We start from the raw sequence: 14,087 nt of genomic DNA on the forward strand, positions 1-14,087 counted from the left end.
AGCTCCGGCACCTTAGCCGCTTTCCCGGCGCCGTGAAAGTCCGAACACGCCGACCGGCTTATAATGTCGGGCAATGCCTGCCGGGCAGGAACAGCCCGAACCGGCTGCCAGAGGCCCAGGCCGCCCCCGAGCGCCAGCCCGGCGGGCAGGGCCGACCGGTATCATCCCGCAACCGCCGCCAGCCACCCTGTCAGCGCGACACGGCGGCCAGATGGTCCAGCATGGCCTGGCACACGGCTTCCGGCGTCAGGCGCACAAGGCAGGCGAACGGGTCGGGGTTGGCGCATTCGTTGCGGTTGCAGGGCTGGCAGTCCAGCCCCAACGCCATGTGGAAATGTTCGGGCGCGGGAAATGACCACGCCCTGCTGGTGGCCCCGCGCACCACGAAGGTAGGCGTGCCCACGGCCACGGCGATATGGCACGGCGCGGAACAGTTGCCCACGTGCAGCACTGCCTGATCGATGCAGGCGGCCATTTCGCGCAGCGACAGCATGCGGTCCGGCACCAGCACCTTTCCCGGGCAGTCGCAGGCGGCCACCACGGCGCGCACGTCGTCCTCCTCTCCGGGGCCGAACAGCGGCATGAAGCGCAACGAGGGATCTTGCGCGGCGGCCAGCGACAACAGCCTGCCATACTGAGCGGCAGGCCAGCGCCGGGTGGCGCGGCGGTGCGTGGGGTCCACGGTGATCAGCCGCTGCCCCGGGGCAAGCCCCAGGGAAGCCAGCAGCGCACGCGCGGCGTCGCGCTCCGCATCGTCCAGATACAGGCGGGGGCGCTCGCCGTTCCAGCGCACGCCCAGCGGCTCCAGCACGCTGGCCTTGGCCATGGCGGCGTACCCGTCGCGCGGTTGCACCCAGTGGGTGAACAGCCAGCGGTTGTACCACGCGGGCGTATACGACAGGCGCACCCGCGCGCGCGACATGGCCACCACCCATCTGCAGCGCGGCAACTGCTGAAAATCCACCACCACGTCAAAGCCGGTGCGCGCCACCCGCCAGTAGAAGGCCACCTCTCGCGCAAGGGATCCCAGATCCTTCTTGTCGATGGCCCACACCGTGTGCACGGCGGGGTTGCCGTGCAGCATGGGGGTGCACTTGCGCTCGGTGAGCACGTGCACTTCCGCCTGGGGGAACTGGCGGTGCAGCAGTTCCAGCGAAGGGGTGGCCAGCAGCACGTCGCCGATCTGCCGCAACTGGCAGACCAGGATGCGCCGCACGCTGGCCGGGTCGATGATCGGGCGGACGGGGGGGCCGGAATACCCGGCGGGAGGAAGCGTTGCGGCTTCGCGGATGGGAGAGGGCGAGGTACTGTTCACGGTTGCTCCGGTCTGGAATGGAGCCGTGCTACCGTCTTGCGCACGGTGCGTCAACCAAGGCAGCAGACGGGGGCCATGGGGGGACTGGCGAAACGGAAGGGCCGGGAAGGGTGCGGCGAAGACCACGGAAGGGGAGCAGGCAGGACAGCTGGTTCGGGTGATGCAGCCGGGGCAGATGGAGCAGATGGAACAGATGGAGCAGATGGCCCCGATACGCCCACGCCCGGCCAGACACACGGAAAAAGCCCCCGGAGACCTGGCGGCTCCGGGGGCCTTGGACCGCTGGCGGCGGCGCGCCGCGCCGGACGGGAACTGGCAAGCCCTCTTGCGCAGCCGGTACCATGACCGAATGTTCCCGACCCTGCGCGGACCGGCGCGGGTGCCATCCGTGCCGTGCCTCGCCTGAAAGTGCGGTGGGGTCCGTCGCGCCGTATCGGTGCCCTGCGGCGCGGACAAACTGTTTAATCAATCAGCGCCTCCCGTATTGCCGAAGCCGCGCGGAAAGTCAAGCGACCGTGCGGCCCTGCCAGGAAGGAAGGCCGGAAAAACCCGGCCTACGCCGCGCCCACGGCCTCGGCGATGCGCAGGCAGGTATCGGCGCGGTTCAGCGTGTACAGGTGGATGCCCGGCGCCCCGCCGTCCAGCAGCGAACGAATCTGCTGCTGGGCAAAGGCGATGCCCGCTTCCTTCACGGCTTCCGCCCCGCCCTTCTCGTTGGCGGTCTCCAACTCCAGATACAGCTTGCCGGGAATGTTGGCCCCGCACAGCGACAGGATGCGCCGCACCGATTCCAGGCTCTGGATGGGCAGGATACCCGGCAGCACCGGCACATTCACGCCCATGGCGCGCAGCCGTTCCACGAAGTCGAAATATTCGCGCACGTCGAAGAACAACTGGGTAACGATGAAGTCCGCCCCGGCATTGACCTTGTCCGCCGTGTGGCGCAGGTCGCTGGCAAAGCTGGGCGATTCGGGATGCGCCGCCGGGTACCCGGCCACCCCCACGCCCATGCCGGGCTGCTCGTCGCGGGTGAAGCGCACGAGGTCGGCGGCATAGCGGAATTCCGCCGTGTCCCAGTCGATGTCCTGTCCCTTGGGGGCATCGCCGCGCAGGGCCAGCACGTTGTCCACGTTCACTTCGCGCAGGCGGCGCAGATAATCGGCGATGCGCTCGCGGGTGGCGCCCACGCAGGTCAGGTGGGCCATGGGCTCAAGGCCCATGACGTTCTTGAGGTGCGAGGTGATTTCCAGCGTGTTGTCCTGGGTGGAACCGCCCGCGCCGTAGGTGACCGAGGCGAACAGCGGGTTCAGGCCCTTCAGCCGTTCCACGGTGGCGAAGAAGCCGGGCCAGTTCTCCCGTTCCTTGGGGGGAAAGAATTCCAGCGAATAGAAGGGGCTGGTGCTGGCGGCGATGCTGTCTCTGATCTTCACGGCGTATCCTTTGCTGCCAGGGGCTGGCGTCTGCGGGTGCTGTCGTGCGGAGGCGGGCGGCGCGCAAGCCGTGCATGCCGGGCCCGATGAGCCTGACTAGCCTGATTAGCCCGATGGGCGTTGAGCCGCCCGGCTCATGCTGGCTGGCCCATGCTGGCCTGACTGGCATTGCTGGCCTGACTGGCAGGGGCCACTCCCTCTCGCATTCACGTGGTGGAACCGTTCTATATCAAGCTATCTTGATATGTCAATATTGAAATGCCCACAGCGTTGCACCACATGGCCGCCCGCCACCAGTCCTGCCAGCCCCGGCGTCCGCAGGCATTGCCCGCCCTGGCCGCTGCCTGCCGGTGCCGCGCTGCCCGTTGCGCCGCGCAAGGGTTTCCCCTACACTGCCAGCCTGTACCGGAGGGGGGGCCGTCCGGTCGGCCTTTTCGGCCCGGTACAATCCCGCCGCACAAACCTTTCCTGCGCCCGGCCACCCACCGCACAGCCACACCCGCCGTACCGTCATGACCGTCACCGCACCGCTCCCTGCCGCGCCCGCGCGCCCTGCCCTGCCCGGCTTCCGCCGCCCAGGCATCCGCACGCGCGCCCTGCGCAAGGCGGCGGCCATGCTGGCGATGCTGGGCCTGTTGCTGGCAGCGGCCCCGGCGCGGGCGGACGAGGCCCCCGGCTGGACGGAACTGGACACCGGGCTGCAACTGGGCATCTTTTCCGCGCCCGACGCGCCCGACGGCCCCGAGCGCATCGTGGCCCTGCGCATCGACCCTGCCTACTACGAATTCAGCCTGCACACCACGTCGGAAGAGGGCCAACCCGCCCTGTCGCTGGCCGAATGGGCCCGCCGCCACGACCTGAACGCGGTGGTCAACGCCAGCATGTACCTGCCCGACGCGCGCACCAGCACAGGTTACCTGCGCAACGGCGAACACCTGAACAACCCGCGCATCGGGGGCAACCTGGGGGCGTTCTTCGTGTTCGGGCCGCAGTCGCCCGATCTGCCCCAGGCCGACCTGCTGGACCGTACCGTCGACCCATGGGAAACGCTGTTGCCGCAGTACCGGGGAGCGGTGCAGAACTACCGGCTCATCGGGGCCAACCGGCGCATCCTGTGGCCGCAGGGCGGGCCGCTGTACTCGGTGGCCGCCGTGGGCCAGGACGGCAGCGGGGCCATCCTGTTCCTGCATTGCCGCGAACCGCTCACGGCGTGGCGCTTCGCCACCATCCTGCTGGCGCTGCCCCTCGACATCCGCGACGTGATGTACGTGGAGGGCGGCCCGCAGGCCGGGCTGTACCTGCGCACCCCCGTGCGCACCGACATCTGGATGGGCCGTCACATGGCCGACTTCTGGAGCGGCGGCAACGCGGCGGCTCCCCTGCCCAACGTGCTGGGCGCGCGGCGCAAGGCCACGCCACCGCAGCCCGGCCTGTTCCCCGACAAGCGCGAACGGCCCATGCCGCAATTCTAGGGGCGTCGCACCGTCCCACGAACTGGCCACGCAACGGCACAACGCCCCAGACCGGGGACAACGACCGTCGGCACTGGCACACCTGCCCGCCCTTGGCCCTCGGTCCCCCAGCCAGCCAGTCGCCCCCCGAATCTTCACCCGGTCAGCCCCGCCAGTCGGGAAGCTGCAAGGGCACGGGGGCACGGGATCAACGATCCTCCAGACACTCCGCGAAAAAGCGCAGCACGTCATCCCATGCCCTGGCCTCCGTACGCGGGCAATGCCACGACGCTCCGGCATCGAAGTCCGTTCCGTACGCCGCATTGCAGAATCCGTGGCCCGCGCCCGCGTGCAGCACCACCCGGCAGTCCACGCTGGCGCTGGCCATCTCGCGGACAAAGGGCTCGATGTCGCCCAGGGGAATGACATGGTCGTGCCCGGCCAGATGCACCAGCACCGGGCAATGCGCCGCGCCGGGCACCACCGGTTGCGACGAGGCAAGATAGCCGTACATGCTGACGGCGCCGCGCAGGGGGGCGCCGGCACGGACCAGTTCCAGCGTTGCCCCGCCGCCCAGCGAAAACCCCATGGCCAGCAAACGGCCCGCATCCACGCCGGGTACACCGGCCAAGGCATCCAGCCCGGCCCGCGCGCGCAGGTGCAGCAGCGCCCTGTCGTCACGCAACGGGCGCAGGCAGGCGCGGGCCTGCTCGAAATCTGTCGGACGCAAGGCGGTACCGTACAGGTCGGCGCACAGCACGGCATACCCGGCCCGCACCAATTGCGCGGCACTGCGAAACAGGTAGCCGCCAAGGCCGGTGTATTCGTGCAGCAGCAGTACACCGGGCACGCCGCCGGGCTGCCCTTCTTCAGCGGCAACCCCGAACCCGCCCGGCAGAAACAAGCGCCCCTCGCAGTCCACCGTACCGCCGTCCGGTCCCGCAGCCCCGGCGGAACTGGCAGAACTGGCAGAACTAGCGGAACTGGCAGAACTGGCGGGCGCGGCATAGGCCACCGTCCTGCCCGCCCACGCCAGGGTATCGTCGGCAAACAACCCGACGGTCCCGCTCCACGCGCCCATTTCGGCATCCTTTGTGTCCATCAGGCCTCCCCGGTGGCGGTCACGCGCCATATGCAGCGACGCCCGGCGGATTCGCCGGACGTCGCGTTTCGATCTTTGGCTGCCTGACCTTTCTTGAAGGAAAGGACACGCCAAGCCAGTGGCGAGAGCCTGTTGCCGCTATGAGAATTTTTGTTCTCTGCCAAGGAAGAATGATTTTTTATGAAGGGAGCATACTCTTCGCGTATTCGACCGGAATAAAAAATCATTATGACGCAGGCAGGGGACAAAAAGGCCATAGCGGCACAGGCTCTAGGGTTCGATGCGCGAACCCAGCACCCCCAGAAACTTGCGTATCCACTCGGGGTGGGCAGGCCATGCGGGCGCGGTGACCACGTTGCCATCCACGCAGGCGTTGGTGAACGTATCGTTCACCTCGCACCACGTGCCGCCCGCACCTTCGATGTCCGGTTTCACGGCGGGATACGCGGTGCAGGTCAGCCCCTTGACCACACCCGCCGTCACCAGCAGTTGCTGGCCGTGGCACACCGAGGCGATGGGCTTTTTGGCCGCCGCCATCTCGCGCACGATCTCCACCACGCGCGGGTTCAGGCGGATGTACTCGGGCGCGCGACCACCGGGGATCACCAGCGCGTCGTAATCCGCCGTATTCACGGCGTCGAAGTCGGCGTTCAGGGTAAAGTTGTGGCCCGGCTTTTCGGAGTAGGTCTGGTCCCCCTCGAAGTCGTGCACCGCCGTGCGCACCTGCTGGCCCGCCTTCTTGCCGGGGCACACCGCGTGCACGTCGTGCCCCACCATCAGCAGCATCTGGAACGGCACCATGACTTCGTAGTCTTCCACGAAATCGCCCACCAGGAACAGAATCTTCTTCACTGCCATGTCGTGCTCCTTTGCTGCCGACGCGCGCGGAGCGGCCTTGGGACCGCCGCCGGGCGTGCCGGTCGGGGTTGGGAAGGGATGCTGGCGCCGGGGCGGCGCAACGCTTGCGCCACGGCGCGAAATGATTATTGAAGTGCCAGGCCAAGGGGACGCCGCAGATCCATTTCCCGCCGGGCGGTGCGTCGTCCATGAGGAAGAACGCCGACAGCCCCGCGCGGGAGTGTTTGCGCATTCTATCAATAGCGCGTTCGGCGGCGGCTTACAACCGCAACCATACAGCAGTCGGGTCGAAACACCGGCCGACACGCAAAGGTCACACCCATGCCCATGTACGAATTTTCCTGCCAGGGCTGCGGCGCCGTGTTCGAGGAACTGTGCACCCGCGATGCCGAAACCTGTGCCTGCCCCGCCTGCGGCGGCCAGGGCAACCGGCTGATGTCCGCCGCCACCCCCAAGCTGCGCCTGGGCAGCCCGTTCGCCAGCACCCCGCGCAACGCCGGGGCCGGTGCCGCCACAGGCTGCGCCTGCGCGAGCGGAACCGCCACCCCGGCGTCCGGTTGCGCCTGCGCAAGCGGGGGCGCGCCCAAGCCGGGTGGCTGCGGTAGCGGCAATGGCGGCGGGTGCGGCTGCTCCGGCTAGGTTTGCGGCAACCACGCGTCTTCCCTCCCCTCTTTTCCCCCACCAATGACGCAACGGCGGACCACCCCATCGGGATGGCCCGCCGTTGCGTCATTGAAACGTCGGCAACATGCAGGTGCGCGGTCTACGCGGGCGTCTCCGCCTCGTCTTTCTGGTCCGGATCGCCCAACTCGTCCGGCTCGCCCGCTTTGTCCGCCTCGTCCGGCTCGCCCGCTTTGTCCGCCTCGTCCGGCTCGTCCGGCTCGTCGGGACGTACCCCGGCCATCATCAGGCCGATGGCCTGCACCTTGGCGGCATCATCCTTGTCGAACACGTCGATGAACCGGCCCCGGTACATCACCGCGATGCGGTCGGCCAACTCCAGCGCCTCGTTCAGATCGCCGGTGACCAGCAGCACCCCGGCGGTGGAACGCGCCTCCAGCAGCCTGCCCCACACTTCTTCGGTGGCGGAAATGTCCAGCCCCTGGGTGGGGTTTTCGGCCACGATGACTTCCGGCTTGCGGAAGAACTCGCGCCCGATGACCAGCTTCTGCAGGTTGCCGCCCGAAAGCGCCCGCGCGGACGCGGTGATGTCGCCCGGCTGCACGTTGTATTCCCACACCACCCGCTTCACCGCGTTGACGGCTTCGGCCCGGTCCAGAAACACGCCCTTGGCGAACAGGTTGCGCGTGGTCAGCAGGAAGTTGTCCACCAGGTCCAGTTGGCGGCAGGTGGCCAGCCCCTGACGGTCCTCGGGGATGTAGGCCAGCCCGCGCCTGCCGGGGGGCCCGGCAAAGAATTCGCGCCACGGGCGGCCAAGAATGCGCACCTCGCCCGCTTCGGGCCGGGCCAGGCCGCAGATGGCCTCCACCAGCTCCTTCTGCCCGTTGCCCGCCACCCCGGCGATGGCCACGATTTCGCCGCGCCGCACGGTAAGCGACACGTCGGAAAGACCGGGACCGGAAAGATGCTCGACGGACAGCACGGTGTCCACCGGGGCCAGCCGCTTGGCGTCCACCTGCAACACCACGTCGCGCCCCACCATGCGGTTGGCCAGCACTGTCTGGTTGGGCACGTCGGCCTCGCTGAACTCGTCCACCACCTCGCCCCGACGCAAAATGGCGATCTCGTCGGCAACGGTCAGCACTTCCTGCAACTTGTGGCTGATGAACACCAGCGCCTTGCCCTGGTCGGCCATGCGCCACATGGCCTCGAACAGCTGGTCGGTCTCGCGCGGGGTCAGCACCGCCGTGGGTTCGTCCAGGATCAGCACGCGGCTGTCGCGGTACAGCAGCTTCAGGATTTCCACCCGCTGCCGCTCGCCCATGGACAGGCCGCCCACGCGGGCCGCCGGTTCCACGGCCAGGCCGTAGCGCTCGGCCAGCGCGGCCACCTCGTCGCGCATGCGTGCGGGGCGCAGCAGCATGTGGGGCGACTGGCCCAGCAGCACGTTTTCGGCCACGGTCATGGAATCCACCAGCATGAAGTGCTGGTAGACCATCCCGATGCCCGCGCGCAGGGCATCGCGCGGCGAGGCGAACACCGTGGGCGTGCCGTCCACGATGATGGAGCCCGAATCCTGGCGCAGCTTGCCCGCCAGTATGGACATGAGCGTGGACTTGCCCGCGCCGTTCTCTCCCAGCAGGGCCTTGATGCAGCCGGGGCGGATGTCCAGCGTGATGTCGTGGTTGGCGCGCACCTTGCCGAACGACTTGCAGATGCCGTCCAGCCGCACCACGGGCGGCAGATGGGCGTGGGCCTCGCGGGCGCGGCGGGGTGTTTCCGGCGCCACGGCGGCATGGGTATGCGGCGTATCGCTCATGGCATCATTCCTCGGGCTCGATGTTCACGCCCAGCGCGGCGGGCGCGGCGCGTCCGCCGCCGCGCGCCGACGAGGCCAGCAGCACCAGCACGGTCAGTGCGTAGGGCAGCATGAGCATCAGCGACGAGGGCAGGTTGGCCCCCATGGCCTGCAAGCGCAGTTGCAGGGCCATCACCCCGCCGAACAGGTACGCGCCGAACACGGCGCGGCCAGGCCGCCAGAAGGCGAAGATGACCAGCGCCACGGCAATCCACCCTCGCCCGGAAGTCATGTTGTTGGTCCACAGGTGGGTGTAGGCCAGCGACAGGTAGGCCCCGCCAAGCCCGGCCAGAAAACCGCCCGTGAAGATGCCGCACCAGCGGATGCGCACCGGCGAAAGACCGGCGGCGGATGCGGCGGCGGGGTGCTCGCCCGCGGCGCGCAGGGCCAGCCCCGCACGGGTGCGGGCCATGAACAGCCAGAACAGCGGCGGCAGCAGGTACGAAAGATAGACCAGCGCGTCGTGCCGGAAAAAGATGGTGCCCAGCACGGGAATATCTGCTAGCACCGGCACGGCGAAGGCCTGGAAGCCGGTGGTGGTGATGCCCACGTACGGCGTGCCCAGAAAGTCGGCCAGCCCCAGCCCCAGAATGGTCAGCGCAAGGCCGGACACCACCTGGTTGCCCTGAAAGACCAGGCAGACCACCCCGTGCAACAGCGAAAGCCCGCCCCCGCACAGCCCGGCGGCCAGCACCCCGGCCCACGGGTTGCCGGTAAGGTGGGTGGCCAGAAACGCGGTGAACGCACCCACGATCATCATGCCTTCCACGCCCAGGTTCAGCACGCCGGAACGTTCGGTGAACATCTCGCCCAGGGTGGCGTACAGGATGGGCGTGCCCGACTGCACCGTGGCGGCCAGGATGGAGAGCAGCAGCGCGGTATCCATGTCCATGCTAGCTTCTCCCCTTCAGCGTGAAGCGATAACGGTCGAAGAACTGCCCGGCCAGCACCGAAAGCAGGATCATGCCTTCAAGAATGCCCCCGAAGGCGGCGGGCACCTGCAAGTCCAGTTGCAGGTGTTCCACGCCCACGCGCAGCCCCGCCAGCAGAAAGGCGAAACAGGCGATGGAACTGACGCGCAGGCGCGACAGCCAGGCCACCACGATGGCGGTGTAGCCGTAGCCCACCATGATGCTGGGTTGCAGGCGGTTGACCGTGGCCGAGGTTTCGATGCACCCGGCAAACCCCGCCAGCGCGCCGCACAGCGACATGACCAGCAGCACCAGCAGGTTGTAGGGCATGCGGGCATAGCGTGCGGCGCGGGGGTTTTCGCCCCCGGCCAGCAACTCGAAGCCGAGGCGGGTGCGCTTCAGGAACACGGCCAGCAGCACGGCCACGCCCGCGCACACCGCAAGGCCCCAGTGCACCCGGCCCAGGGTGGCCGGGGAGATGGGGCCGATAATGGCGGCCTTGGGAAAGATGGGGGTCATGGGAAAACCGAAGCTGGCCGGGTCCTTCCAGGCGCCATAGACCAGGAATTGCAGGAACAGGATGCCGATGTAGTTGAACATCAGCGTGGAGATGATCTCGTTCATGCCGAAGCGCAGGCGCAGCACGGCGGGCACCGCCGCCCACAGCCCGCCCGCCACGGCGGCGCACAGGAACATCACCGGCATCATGGCCCACATGGGCAGGCCCGGAAAGGCCAGCACCGCCCACGTGGCGCCCACGGCGCCAAGGGCGAACTGCCCTTCGGCGCCGATGTTCCACACCTGCATGCGGAACGACACCGCCACCCCCAGCGAACACAGGAAGATGGGGATGGATTTCAGCAGCGTGTCTTCCAGCGCGAAGGGGCCGCCGAAGCCGCCCGACCACAGGACCGCCAACGCCTTCAGCGGCGGCTTGCCGTGCACGGCGAGCAACGCGCAGCTAACCCCCAGCGATACGACGAGGGCCGCCGCGAAAATGAAAAAGGAGCCCCATTGAAGGGGCTCCTGCCGTTTCACGACTCTGGGTAGGAACATGGACAGGGGGCTCCGGTTCTTGACCGCGACTACTGGGTGGAACCGACCACGCCTTCCACGAACCAGGTCATGCCCAGCATGTCCTGATCGGAAAGCACCTGGCCGTCGGGTACGCGCACCGCGCCATTCTGATCCTTGACCGGGCCGGAGAACACCTTGTAGGTGCCCGCCACGATCTCGGCCTTGCGCGCGTCCACCTTGGAACGCACGTCCTGCGGCACCATGTCGCCGTAAGGGGCAATGCCCACGATGCCGGTTTCCATGCCGGGCCAGAACGCGCCGGACTTCCATTCACCCTTGCGGACCTTTTCCACCACGCTCTTGTAGAACGGGGTCCAGTTCCACACGGCAGAGGTCAGCAGCGACTTGGGGGCGAAGTGGCTCATGTCCGAATTGTAGCCCACGGAGTACACGCCGCGTTCCTGGGCGGCCTCCTGCGGGCCGGGGGAATCCTGGTGCTGGGCGATGACGTCGGCGCCCACGTCCAGCAGGCTCTTGGCGGCTTCCTTTTCGGTGGCGGGGTCGTACCAGGTCTTGGTCCACACCACGCGCACCTCGGCCTTGGGGTTCACCGCACGCACGCCCATGGTGTAGGCGTTGATGCCGCGAATCACTTCGGGGATGGGGAAGGCCGCCACATAGCCAAGGATGTTCGACTTGGTCATGGAGCCAGCCACCATGCCGGTCAGGTAGCGGGCCTGATACATTCGCCCGAAATAGTTGCTCATGTTGGGCGCCGTCTTGTAGCCCGAGCAATGCATGAAGGTCGTGTTGGGAAACTGCTCCGCCACCTTCAGCGTGGGGTCCATGTACCCGAAGCTGGTGGTGAAGATGATGTCGTACCCCTTGCGCGCCATGTTCTGGATGACGCGTTCGGCGTCGGCCCCTTCGGGCACCGATTCCACGAACGAGGTGGTCACGCCGGGCATTTCCGCAAGGGCCTTGCGGGCCTGGTCATGGGCCCAGGACCAACCCACGTCGCCCACGGGCGAAACGTAGACGAAGCCGACCTGCATTTCCTTTGCCGGAGCGGGCGTGGCAGCAGGGGCGGCGGCGGCGGGCTTCTGCTCGGCCTTGGGGGCCTCTGCGGGCTTCTTGTCTTCGCCGCAGCCGGTCAGGGCGGCCATGAGCAGCATGGCGGCAACCAGCAACATCGCGGATACGGATTTGCGCATCGGGAGCCTCCTCGGGGCTTGGTGAATGGAACGGTATACAGCTGCGAACGGGGCACCCGTCCGCCTACGTGCAAGGACCGCAGCCTGCTCCCTCACGGGGTGGCCAGGCCGACGCTGATGCGGGAAAAGAAATTTCTAGCCCGCTTCCCGCTGGTTGACAAGGGGCTGCACGTACTGCACCTCCGAGTCCCACGGAAAGAGAATCCATGTATCCTGGCTGACTTCCGTAATGTAGGTGTCCACCAGGGGGCGCCCCTCGGGCTTTGCGTACACGGTGGCGAAGTGGGCCTTGGGCAGCATTTCGCGTACCGCCTTGGCCGTGCGCCCGGTGTCCACCAGGTCGTCCACCATCAGCCAGCCTTCGCCGTCGCCCTGCACGCCCTTCAGCACTTCCAGGCGGCTGGTCTGATCCTGCCACTTGTAGCTGGTGATGCACACCGTGTCGATGAGGTGCACCCCCACTTCGCGAGCAATGATGGCGGCGGGCACCAGGCCCCCACGGGTGATGGCGATGATGCCGGTCCAGGGCCCTTTCTCCAGCAGCCGCCACGACAACGCCTTGGCGTCGCGGTGAAGCTGTTCCCAGGTGACGGGAAAGACCTTGCGGTAGGAGTCTGCGGTGCGCACGTGGGGTTCCTGCTGGTTGCGGAACCGGGATGGACGCGGCCTGCCTTGCGGCGCATCTTCCGGCTCCCGTTGCGGGTGACGCCTCCCTTGCCCTGCCCCGCCCGCGCTGTCAAGCGCTTACCCCGGCCGGGGCATGACGAGCGCTGCCGTGCCCGCGGCAGGGCCGGAAGCAGAGGCTGCGGCAATCCCCGGTCCGCTCCCGACAGTGCCACCGGCATTCTCGGCAACGACCCGGCGAAATTCCGCCGGGGTCACCCCATACAGCGCCCTGAACCGGCGGTAGAAGTTGGGCAGGCTTGCAAAGCCGCACCGCAGCGCCACCTCGGCAATGCCCCGGTCCGTTTGCGCCAGTTCACTACCGGCCTTTTCCAGACGGCGGATGTTCACGTACTCCACCACACTGGCGCCCGCATGGCGCCGGAATTCGCGCGTCAGCAGACTGCGCGACAGCCCGAACCGGCCAGCCAGCCCGTCCAGATCCACCGGTTGGGCCAGATGGGCGTCCAGCCAGCCGCGCACCTTGCGCATGGCGTCATGGTGCCGCGCCCCTGCATCGCCACCCGCCTGCATGTCCCGCACATGAAAGGCCAGCAGCAGGCCAATGGCCCCCCATGCGACGGGAATCTCCGCGCCTTCGTCCCGCCCGATGCCGTCGGGGATCATGTCCGCCGTATCCCACAACCGGGCGGCGTCGGCATGGTGTTCCACCATGGAACAGCCCGTCGGTTGCGGTGCCATGAGGGCGGCAACCTGCGTGGGGGAAAGCTGGGTGGCCATGTCCCCCTGGGTCAGGCACACCACCTTCAGTCCGACGGATTCGCCCCGGCCAAAGACGTAGCGATGCCGCACGCGCGGGGCCACCAGCACGGTGCGCCCCTTTGCCAGTGCCACCTCACCGCTGTCCAGCAGCAGCAGGCCGCTACCGGAACGGCACAGCACGAACTCGTACACATCGTGGGCGTGCCAGGTGGTGGATTCCGCGAAGGTAAGGGAAAAACTCCAGAACATCTTCTGTCCGATCAGGTAAGCATTATGGCCAATCGGCAATTCACTCACCAGTGATCATTGCATAGCATGGTGTTCATGGCAACCAGCAATGCCCCGAATGGATATTCACGCTGGGCATTGCCATACCGGACGCGCCAGCGCACCTGCACTGGCGCACCTGCACCGGACGACACCCGCAAGACACCGGAGGACACATGCACCCCACCGACAAGCCCCACGCCACCGCCGCACCCGGCGACATCGCTTCCAACGGCATCGCTTCCAACATTCTGGAAGCCTTTCACATGATGTGGGACAAGCACCCTTCCCCGGTCATGCTCACCCGGTCCAACCGCACCGTTGTGGCCGCAAACGCGGCAGCACTGACCGCAGGCATAGAGCCGGGGATAAAATGCTTCACTTTGTGCGGTCCGGAAAAGCCCTGCGCCGCATGCAAGGCCAACCAGGCCGTGCGTGACAATGCCTGCGTCCGCAGCCTGAGCTACACCGAAGCCGGAAACCGCTTCGTGGACGGCTACTGGACGCCGCTGGCGGGTGTGCCGGGACTGTACCTGCACTACGCCAACGACATCACCCCCTGCGTGCGCGAGGAACTGCTGCACCCCGGCTGTACCTGCTGAGCAACGGGACAAGGCCGGACATTGCAGACCGGACATTGCAGACCGGACATTGCAG

13 protein-coding genes are annotated in these 14,087 nt (G+C 67.5%); 3 read left to right on the plus strand and 10 right to left on the minus strand.

Annotation, left to right across the window (positions count from 1 at the left end):
- Positions 1–190 precede the first annotated feature (190 nt).
- Positions 191–1,216 (minus strand): glycosyltransferase family 9 protein, encoded by a 1,026-nt coding sequence (locus ABWO17_RS11855; protein ID WP_353118941.1) that lies wholly within the window; start codon positions 1,214–1,216, stop codon positions 191–193.
- A 653-nt stretch (positions 1,217–1,869) separates the two neighbouring features.
- A complete protein-coding gene (gene metF / locus ABWO17_RS11860; protein WP_353118773.1) occupies positions 1,870–2,745 on the minus strand; it encodes a methylenetetrahydrofolate reductase [NAD(P)H] in 876 nt (291 codons plus the stop codon).
- A 512-nt stretch (positions 2,746–3,257) separates the two neighbouring features.
- On the opposite strand from metF, the gene ABWO17_RS11865 reads away from it, so the two are divergent.
- On the plus strand, positions 3,258–4,217 hold the full coding sequence (locus ABWO17_RS11865) for a phosphodiester glycosidase family protein (protein WP_353118775.1): 960 nt from the start codon (positions 3,258–3,260) through the stop codon (positions 4,215–4,217).
- 187 nt (positions 4,218–4,404) lie between these two features.
- Here ABWO17_RS11865 and ABWO17_RS11870 read toward each other — a convergent pair whose 3' ends face one another.
- Positions 4,405–5,298 carry a dienelactone hydrolase family protein gene (locus ABWO17_RS11870; RefSeq protein ID WP_353118777.1) on the minus strand — a complete coding sequence of 298 codons (894 nt, stop codon included), beginning with the start codon at positions 5,296–5,298 and terminating at the stop codon, positions 4,405–4,407.
- A 270-nt stretch (positions 5,299–5,568) separates the two neighbouring features.
- On the minus strand, positions 5,569–6,156 hold the full coding sequence (locus ABWO17_RS11875; RefSeq protein WP_353118779.1) for a DJ-1/PfpI family protein: 588 nt from the start codon (positions 6,154–6,156) through the stop codon (positions 5,569–5,571).
- Between the two features lie 321 nt (positions 6,157–6,477).
- On the opposite strand from ABWO17_RS11875, the gene ABWO17_RS11880 reads away from it, so the two are divergent.
- Entirely contained in the window at positions 6,478–6,795 is a 318-nt protein-coding gene (locus tag ABWO17_RS11880) for a zinc ribbon domain-containing protein (protein ID WP_353118781.1), read from the plus strand.
- Positions 6,796–6,919: 124 nt separating this feature from the next.
- Here ABWO17_RS11880 and ABWO17_RS11885 read toward each other — a convergent pair whose 3' ends face one another.
- From ABWO17_RS11885 to ABWO17_RS11910, 6 genes are all read right to left on the minus strand, one after another.
- Complete coding sequence (locus tag ABWO17_RS11885) at positions 6,920–8,596, minus strand: ABC transporter ATP-binding protein (protein ID WP_353118783.1); 1,677 nt, start codon at positions 8,594–8,596, stop codon at positions 6,920–6,922.
- A gap of 4 nt (positions 8,597–8,600) precedes the next feature.
- A complete protein-coding gene (locus tag ABWO17_RS11890) occupies positions 8,601–9,521 on the minus strand; it encodes an ABC transporter permease (protein WP_353118943.1) in 921 nt (306 codons plus the stop codon).
- 7 nt (positions 9,522–9,528) lie between these two features.
- A complete protein-coding gene (locus tag ABWO17_RS11895) occupies positions 9,529–10,602 on the minus strand; it encodes an ABC transporter permease (protein WP_353118785.1) in 1,074 nt (357 codons plus the stop codon).
- Positions 10,603–10,631: 29 nt separating this feature from the next.
- Entirely contained in the window at positions 10,632–11,777 is a 1,146-nt protein-coding gene (locus tag ABWO17_RS11900) for a BMP family ABC transporter substrate-binding protein (RefSeq protein WP_353118787.1), read from the minus strand.
- A 135-nt stretch (positions 11,778–11,912) separates the two neighbouring features.
- A complete protein-coding gene (gpt, locus tag ABWO17_RS11905) occupies positions 11,913–12,404 on the minus strand; it encodes a xanthine phosphoribosyltransferase (RefSeq protein WP_353118789.1) in 492 nt (163 codons plus the stop codon).
- A 117-nt stretch (positions 12,405–12,521) separates the two neighbouring features.
- The gene (locus ABWO17_RS11910) at positions 12,522–13,412 is read right to left on the minus strand and encodes an AraC family transcriptional regulator (RefSeq protein ID WP_353118791.1); all 891 of its coding nucleotides are present in this window, start codon (positions 13,410–13,412) and stop codon (positions 12,522–12,524) included.
- A gap of 194 nt (positions 13,413–13,606) precedes the next feature.
- Between ABWO17_RS11910 and ABWO17_RS11915 the strand changes: the two genes are divergently transcribed.
- Positions 13,607–14,032, plus strand: coding sequence for a hypothetical protein (locus ABWO17_RS11915; RefSeq protein ID WP_353118793.1), 426 nt, complete (start codon positions 13,607–13,609; stop codon positions 14,030–14,032).
- Positions 14,033–14,087 lie beyond the last annotated feature (55 nt).

Source organism: Nitratidesulfovibrio sp. (genome assembly GCF_040373385.1).
Taxonomy (GTDB): Bacteria; Desulfobacterota; Desulfovibrionia; order Desulfovibrionales; family Desulfovibrionaceae; genus Cupidesulfovibrio.

What these genes read in the sequence shown, in the direction of transcription:
- ABWO17_RS11870 (WP_353118777.1), bottom strand. Translation starts at nt 5,298, where the DNA reads ATGGACACAAAGGATGCCGAAATGGGCGCGTGGAGCGGGACCGTCGGG.
- ABWO17_RS11875 (WP_353118779.1), bottom strand. Translation starts at nt 6,156, where the DNA reads ATGGCAGTGAAGAAGATTCTGTTCCTGGTGGGCGATTTCGTGGAAGAC.
- ABWO17_RS11915 (WP_353118793.1), top strand. Translation starts at nt 13,607, where the DNA reads ATGCACCCCACCGACAAGCCCCACGCCACCGCCGCACCCGGCGACATC.
- ABWO17_RS11900 (WP_353118787.1), bottom strand. Translation starts at nt 11,777, where the DNA reads ATGCGCAAATCCGTATCCGCGATGTTGCTGGTTGCCGCCATGCTGCTC.
- ABWO17_RS11895 (WP_353118785.1), bottom strand. Translation starts at nt 10,602, where the DNA reads ATGTTCCTACCCAGAGTCGTGAAACGGCAGGAGCCCCTTCAATGGGGC.
- ABWO17_RS11885 (WP_353118783.1), bottom strand. Translation starts at nt 8,596, where the DNA reads ATGAGCGATACGCCGCATACCCATGCCGCCGTGGCGCCGGAAACACCC.
- ABWO17_RS11865 (WP_353118775.1), top strand. Translation starts at nt 3,258, where the DNA reads ATGACCGTCACCGCACCGCTCCCTGCCGCGCCCGCGCGCCCTGCCCTG.
- ABWO17_RS11910 (WP_353118791.1), bottom strand. Translation starts at nt 13,412, where the DNA reads ATGTTCTGGAGTTTTTCCCTTACCTTCGCGGAATCCACCACCTGGCAC.
- ABWO17_RS11890 (WP_353118943.1), bottom strand. Translation starts at nt 9,521, where the DNA reads ATGGATACCGCGCTGCTGCTCTCCATCCTGGCCGCCACGGTGCAGTCG.
- ABWO17_RS11880 (WP_353118781.1), top strand. Translation starts at nt 6,478, where the DNA reads ATGCCCATGTACGAATTTTCCTGCCAGGGCTGCGGCGCCGTGTTCGAG.